This is a genomic window from uncultured Pelagibacterium sp. (assembly GCF_963972885.1).
GTDB classification, from domain to species: domain Bacteria; phylum Pseudomonadota; class Alphaproteobacteria; order Rhizobiales; family Devosiaceae; genus Pelagibacterium; species Pelagibacterium nitratireducens.
Map to the genome: position 1 here is coordinate 1 of NZ_CAXAXY010000129.1, position 7,170 is coordinate 7,170.

Below are 7,170 nucleotides of genomic sequence, written 5' to 3' on the forward strand. Positions count from 1 at the left end.
AGGCAGATGAGCGCTTCCAGCAAAAGTTGCAGACTTTTGCGGTTCGGAAGCGCGAGCAGGCAGATGAGCGCTTCCAGCAAAAGTTGCAGACTTTTGCGGTTCGGAAGCGCGACAAAAGACGTTACCGGGCCCCTGTTGCCGGAACCCCGGCACACAGGCAATATGGCACCGATTCAGTTGGGGTTTTTTTCTTGGTTGCGCCTTCCCAGCAGATGTTCGCAATTGCCCCGGCTCAGGGAAAGCCCTCCCTCAGCCGCGCACAATTGCGTCTTCTGGTCGGCAAGGCGCGCTGGCTTCATGTTGTCGCCGATGCCGGGCTCGCTGTCGCGCCGACAATTGCCATCACCCGGACCGCCTGGGATGCGCTGCAGACCGAGCGCAGGGCCGGAACCGACACGCTGCGCAAGGTCTGGGTCACGACGCTCTTCAAGCTGGTAACACCAGGCAAAAAGCCTCCCGAACTTGTCGTTCGGACCTCCGCACCCCGCCATATCGCCGGCCTTGAGCCGGCGCGAACGGGTCTGGCCGCTCCCTCCAACGAGCATGAAGCCGTCGATCCGCAGCGCGCCATGGGCAAGGCGATCAATGCCGCCTTTGCCAGCTATGGCCCGGCGCCGGCCGGCTGGGCGAGCGAGGCCGAACGTGAGGCGCGCGACAATCAGATCGTCATCGTGCAAGCCACGGTCAGCGGTCGGATCGAACATTTTCTCTCCCGCAATACGACAACGGGGCGAATTGGTCCGGTTGCTCCGCCGGGTGAACCGCTGCCCAAACTGCCACCAAGCGCCGCAAAGCTGATCGAAACCATCGACGCGGCGTCAGGTCAGCACATGGCCTGTGTCGTGTCGATCGAAGGCGATGTGGCGCGGCTGGTTTCGGCCCGGCCGGTCCAGGTCAGTGCCGGCGCACAACTCGAAGCGGCGGTTGAACGGGTCGACGCCAGGGTGTGGATGCCGGCCGAAGCGGTCAGGCGTTTCAACCCCGCTCAGCTTTCCCAATTGCTTCACCCACGCCTCACCGACGACCACAAGGCAACCGCCATTGCTACAGGTCTCGGCGTTTCCCCCGGTGCGGCCAGTGGGGAAATCGTCTTTACCCCCGACGATGCCGCGCGGTGCCGCGCCCGGGGCCGCCATTGCATCCTGGTGGTCATGGAGACCGGCCCCGGCGACATCGAGGGCATGAAGGCGGCCACCGGTTTTGTCACCGCACGCGGCGGCATGACCAGCCACGCTGCGGTCGTGGCCCGCATAACCGGAAAGCCCTGTGTGGCCGGTCTGCGAACCTTGCAGATCGACGCCGAAAATGGCGTCTGCAAGATCGGCGACAAAGTCTTTACCACCGGTCAGCGTCTCACCATCGACGGGTCCGAGGGCGCCATCTACGAAGGCGCGCTTCCCCTCTCGCGGCCTCATATAGGTGGTGCGCTTTCGCGGCTTTTGGACTGGGCCGACGACACCCGCACCATTTCCGTCAGGACAAATGCCGAAACCATCGAGGCCGCCCGCACGGCGCTCAGCTTTGGCGCCGAAGGCATCGGGCTGGCACGGTCCGAACACATGTTTTTTTCCGGCGAGCGCATGCGCGCCCTGCGCCGCCTGATCCTGTCTGAAAGTGAGCAGGATCGCGCCACAGCGCTCGAAGGGCTCGTCGACTATCAGGCCGCCGATTATGCAGCGCTGTTCCAGACAATGCAGAACAAGCCCGTCAATGTGCGCCTGTTCGATCCGCCCCTGCACGAATTTCTGCCCCGCAGCGAGGACGATATCGAAGACACCGCTGAAGCGCTGGGCCTCTCTCTCAAGGCGCTCAAGGCGCGCCTCCAGCGCCTCGATGAGGTCAACCCCATGCTCGGCCATCGCGGCGTGCGGTTGGTTATCACTTACCCCGAAATCCTTGCCATGCAGGTTCGGGCATTGGTGGCTGGCGTCGAAGCGGCCATGGACAATCAGGACATGCCGGTCAATCTCGAGATCATGGTGCCCTTCGTCACCTCGGCCCGGGAGGTCGCCTGGGTCAAATCGCGCATCATGGATATCGTGGGCAACGCGCCGGTCTTCCAGCGTGGCGCCAATCTGGCGTTCGGCACGATGATCGAATTGCCCCGCGCGTGTTTGAGGGCAGGTGATATCGCCAAGGAGGTCGATTTCATCTCCTTTGGCACCAACGATCTCACCCAGACGACCTATGGCATCTCACGCGACGACGCCCCGGCCTTCCTTGCGACATATCACCGCCGCGGGCTCTACGACGTCGACCCGTTCGTCACCATCGACCAGCGCGGCGTGGGCGAATTGATCCGCATCGCCATCGAGCGGGGCAGGGCGGTCAATCCGCATTTGAAGGTCGGCATTTGCGGCGAACACGCCGGCGAAACCAATTCCCTGCGCTTTTTCTCCGGGCTCGATATCGATTACGTCAGCTGCTCGCCCTATCGCGTGCCGGTCGCCCGTATGGTTCTGGCCCAATCGGATGACGCCAGTTAGCCATTGGCGGCCCTCACAATGCCTTGCCAGTGCCGCAATCTGAACTTTTCCGTGCCAATTTGCCCGTGTTTACCCCTTCATAACCCTAATCAACGATCATCGGGATTGTCGGCATTTGATCGTCTTGGTGTTGCACTTGTGCATCGCATGCCAGAACGGTCGGCTCGACATCGGAACGATGGCGTATTTTTCATCAAGGGTTCCGGTGCTTCGTGCAAGGCCGGCGGGTCAGTGTTGTGGCGTAGAAAAGCGTTAGTATGGCGTATGGGATCTCCCTGGTGCGTGCCAACCCGGCGCGTGCCTCGCGAAAAGTTTTGAAGGCTGTAGGGGCACTGACGCTCAGCGTCGTTGCTTACGGCTTTGCGGTCCCCGGGACCGGTGGCTTTCGCGCCGTCGATCCTGCGACCGAACTTCCCCCCACACCGATGGCGTCCCTCGCCTTCGAGGGCGATCATCCCGTCATTTCCGGCACCGTTGCCCCGCTGTTTAATACGGCGATGTTTTCCGGTCCCAACAGGACCGACAAGACCGACAGGGCGCTGCCCGAGGTCAACCTTGTCGCCTTTTCCCAGACCTTTGATGCGGTGCGGCTCTCGATTGCCTCGGCCCGCTCTGCTGGCGATCCTTACACCGCCCAGCAGTCGTCGATCATGGTCGCTGAGGGTGAAGAGCAAGAGGAGGGCCCGCGCATTTCGGTGGCTTCGATCGATCCCGACATGGTCAATTCGGCCGGTCTGGCCGCGATTGACGCCATTTCCGAAGATTCCGATCGCGATCCGAACACCCCAAGCCCCGTGGGCGTTCCCGAAACGCTGGCCTATGGTCGCGCCAACACCCCGGCAACCGAATTCACCGTCAGCCACACCTACTCCGAGCGCGAGCAATGGTGCATGGCGACCGGCATCTATTTCGAGGCGCGCGGCGAAAGCTATCGCGGCCAGGTCGCGGTCGCCCAGGTCATCATGAACCGTTTGGACCACCCCAATTACCCCGATACCATCTGCGGCGTGGTCTACCAGAACCAGCACCGCCGCAATGCCTGCCAGTTCTCGTTCGCCTGCGATGGCAAGACCAATGTCAACCGCACCTCGGAAGTTGCGGCATGGGATCGGGCGCAGTCCATCACTCAGGAAGTGCTCAACAAGGAAATCTATCTGACCGAAGTCGCCGACGCGACGCATTACCACGCGACCTATGTCCGGCCCGCATGGGCCCGCAACATGGACAAACTGGCCCAGGTCGGCCTGCACGTCTTTTACAAGTTCAAGCCCGGCTGGCGGTTCGGTTAATACGTCCGGTAGCAGGAAACAAACGACCCGCTGGCCGAGCACGAACGCACCCCCCGGTCCGAAACGTTGTTGATCACCACATTTCCGCTGACCGGATTGCGGCCAACCGACAGGATCATGAAGCTCGATCCCTGGGGCCAAAGGCTATAGCCGTGGTAGTGTCGGGGTTCGTCGTAAACCCGATTTACCTCTATCCCCGGATAAAGCACATGTGGCGATACAAGCCCGTCGCTGGAATAAGTGCCGCTTGTGGTCGTCGCGATATTGACGTCGCGCACATGGCCATATCCCACCTTGCGCACGATCGCTGAGGAGGTCGGCTCCAGCGAAACCGAATCCGCATAGGCGATTTCGTACTGCCGGTCGTAGAACTTGACCAGCGTGGTCAGGGGCGGCGGAGCATGACTGATCAGCCCGTCGGCATGCGCGGCGGTTGCGCCGGCCAGACCGGCCCCGAAGATTCCTGCCAAAAACAGCGCGGCGGCAACGCCCGCCCGATAGCGCAGCGCGATGCTCCTGCGGGGGCGGTTGTGGGATCGGTCAAAGCGCATGAACGTCTCTCCGGTTGACGGCGTCTTAACGCTTTATCAACCTTTCCGATCCGTTAACGCAAAGCCTCATCCGCGACAGGGTTAACACGTAAAATGAGATTAAAATTTTAGTGATTACAATGGGTTGAGCCCCAAGATAGCTAAGTACCCAGGCTTTCGAACACATCCACGAAGTGATCGTGCGCCTGCTGGGTCGGCCATGGCCGGATCAGCCGGTCAAAGCCGGGAAGATCAAACCCGGCCAAGCTCGGCTCTCCAAAAAATTTCCGCGCTTCATCGGGCGCAAAACCGGCAAGATTGACCGCCTCGAAAAAGGCAGCCTCGCGGTCTGCCCGTTTGATGAGCTTTTTCAGCGCCGCCGGCGCTATGGCCGGCAGGCCGAAGCGGATATGGATGGCGCCGAGCAGACGCGCCTCGACATCACGATAATTGCCGCCCATGGCGGCCTTGAAGGGGGAGATGATGTCGCCCATCACATATTCCGGGGCGTCGTGGAGCAGGGCGTAGAGCCGCCCCCGGTCATCGATTTCGGGATCCATGGCCGAAGCGATCTCGAGCACCAGCACCGAATGCTGGGCCACCGAAAACGCATAATCGCCCTTGGTCTGCCCGTTCCAGCGGGCCACCCGGGCCAGCCCGTGCGCGATATCGGACAGTTCCACATCGATCGGGGAGGGGTCCAACAGATCGAGGCGACGTCCCGAAAGCATGCGCTGCCAGGCGCGGGATTGTGCGCGTGCCATTGTCCTCGATCCTAATCGTCTTCGGAATCGCCGCCCGGCGTTGCAAAATCGTAGCGCGCCCATTGGGGCAGGGCAAGCGAGACCGGAGCACCCGCCACGCTGGCCGCGCCGCCATCGGTGATCTTGTCGATCCGGGCAATCGCAACGGACGTTCCGCCCACGACGCCGCCGAGCGTGCCGACGCTTTTCCCTCCGATCACCACCGCATCGCCGCGCGCGCCCGCCACGATGCCCGATACGATCACCGGCCGCCGCCGCGCCGTGCCGCGATGCTGCATGCGCGACACCACTTCCTGGCCCACATAACAGCCCTTTTTGAAATCGACACCGCCCAGATGATCCATCCCGATATCGTGCGGAAATACCTCCTCGGTCGCGAAATCCGGGCCCATCTCGGCAATGCCCGCCGCAATGCGCGCCTTGGCTTGCCCCGTGCCCTCGGCCCAATCTTCAGCGTCCGCGAGAGCGGCAATCACCCGATATCCCAATCCTTCGCCGCGTCCGTCGCGATGGACGATCCCCGTCTCGGGCGCTTCTGCCGACCATCCCACCGCATGAGTCTCGGCCAGCATCTCGATGTCCATCTTGGCCCGCAGCCGATACATCTTCATGCGCTTGAAGAAGTTCTCGGTCACTGCGGCCGGAACATCGAGCCAATGGGCGCCATCGGCCCACCCGATCAGTCCTTCGGCGAGCAACTTGCCCTGCGGCGCCAGCAGCGCAAACCAGCGCGCCTCGCCATCCTCGAGGACAGGCGGGGTCAGGACATCATGGAGAAGATGGGTCGCATCCGGACCGGAAATTTTGAAGGTCACCCGGTCGACGCGCTTTTCGATTGTCATATGCTGCCCTTGCCTTGTTCCTGTGCCATCCGTTAAACCCGCCCCATTCAGTCGCCGAGCCGGAGGTATGCCATGAGTCGCCACTTCGATACGATTTTCCGGGGCGGCACGCTGGTCAACCACGATGGCATAGGTAGCGCCGATATCGGCATCATCAAGGGGCGCATTGCCGCCATCGGCTCGCTCTTGTCCGATACCGCCGATAACGATGTCGACTGCATCGGCCTTACCGTCCTTCCCGGCGTCATCGATACCCAGGTCCATTTCCGCGAACCCGGCCTCGACCACAAGGAAGATTTGCAGTCAGGCTCACTCTCTGCAGTCATGGGTGGGGTTACCGGCGTTTTCGAAATGCCCAACACCAACCCCCTGACCACCACCCGCGAGACCTTCGAGGACAAGATTGCCCGGGCCACCGATCGCATGCATTGCGATTTCGCTTTCTATATCGGGGGCACGCGCGAAAACGTCGCCCAATTGCCTCAACTCGAACGCCTCCCCGGCTGCGCCGGCGTAAAGGTCTTCATGGGCTCGTCCACCGGCTCCCTTCTGGTCGCCGACGATGATGGCGTCGAAGCGATCCTGTCGGCCATCTCCCGCCGCGCCGCCTTTCACGCCGAAGACGAATACCGGCTCGAAGAGCGCAAGGACCTTCGCGTTGAAGGTGACCCGTCCTCCCACCCAATCTGGCGTGACCCGCAGGCAGCGCTCCAATGCACCGAACGCCTTGTGCGCATCGCCCGCAAGACCGGCAAGCGCATTCACGTCCTCCACATCTCGACAAAAGAGGAAATCACCTTCCTCGCCGATCACAAGGACGTTGCCTCGGTCGAAGTCACTCCGCACCATCTGACGCTGGACGAAACCGCCTACACAAGGCTGGGAACCTACGCCCAGATGAACCCGCCGGTCCGCGACGCCGAACACCGCGAAGGCATCTGGCAGGGGGTCGCCAATGGTGTTGCCGACATTCTCGGCTCCGATCACGCCCCCCATACGCGCGCGGAAAAGGAAAAGCCCTACCCGTCTTCGCCTTCGGGAATGACCGGCGTGCAGACCCTGGTTCCCATCATGCTCGACCACGTCAATGCCGGCCGGCTCAGCCTGCAACGCTTTGTCGATATGACCAGCCACGGCCCCAACCGTCTGTTCAATCTCGCCCGCAAGGGCAGGGTGGCCGTCGGCTATGATGCCGATCTCACCATCGTTGATATGAACCGCACCGAAACCATCACCAATGACTGGGTCGCGTCAAAAGC

6 protein-coding genes are annotated in these 7,170 nt (G+C 62.0%); 3 read left to right on the forward strand and 3 right to left on the reverse strand.

Going from position 1 to position 7,170, the window contains the following annotated elements:
• The first annotated feature begins 191 nt into the window (after nucleotides 1–191).
• Nucleotides 192–2,486, forward strand: coding sequence for a putative PEP-binding protein (locus tag AACZ55_RS14950; protein ID WP_339647399.1), 2,295 nt, complete (start codon nucleotides 192–194; stop codon nucleotides 2,484–2,486).
• Nucleotides 2,487–2,764: 278 nt separating this feature from the next.
• Complete coding sequence (locus AACZ55_RS14955; RefSeq protein WP_339647401.1) at nucleotides 2,765–3,775, forward strand: cell wall hydrolase; 1,011 nt, start codon at nucleotides 2,765–2,767, stop codon at nucleotides 3,773–3,775.
• Here AACZ55_RS14955 and AACZ55_RS14960 read toward each other — a convergent pair.
• The 3 genes from AACZ55_RS14960 to AACZ55_RS14970 form a co-directional block, all read right to left on the reverse strand.
• The gene (locus tag AACZ55_RS14960) at nucleotides 3,772–4,326 is read right to left on the reverse strand and encodes a hypothetical protein (RefSeq protein ID WP_339647403.1); all 555 of its coding nucleotides are present in this window, start codon (nucleotides 4,324–4,326) and stop codon (nucleotides 3,772–3,774) included. The two genes, AACZ55_RS14955 and AACZ55_RS14960, sit on opposite strands and share 4 nt — an antisense overlap.
• Nucleotides 4,327–4,466: 140 nt before the next feature.
• The gene (locus AACZ55_RS14965; RefSeq protein ID WP_338607520.1) at nucleotides 4,467–5,069 is read right to left on the reverse strand and encodes an HD family hydrolase; all 603 of its coding nucleotides are present in this window, start codon (nucleotides 5,067–5,069) and stop codon (nucleotides 4,467–4,469) included.
• Between the two features lie 11 nt (nucleotides 5,070–5,080).
• Nucleotides 5,081–5,911, reverse strand: a complete 831-nt coding sequence (locus AACZ55_RS14970) for a folate-binding protein (RefSeq protein ID WP_339647407.1) — start codon at nucleotides 5,909–5,911, stop codon at nucleotides 5,081–5,083.
• A gap of 72 nt (nucleotides 5,912–5,983) precedes the next feature.
• Here AACZ55_RS14970 and AACZ55_RS14975 point away from each other — a divergent pair.
• On the forward strand, nucleotides 5,984–7,170 hold a 1,187-nt coding region (locus AACZ55_RS14975; RefSeq protein WP_339647410.1), incomplete at its 3' end, for a dihydroorotase.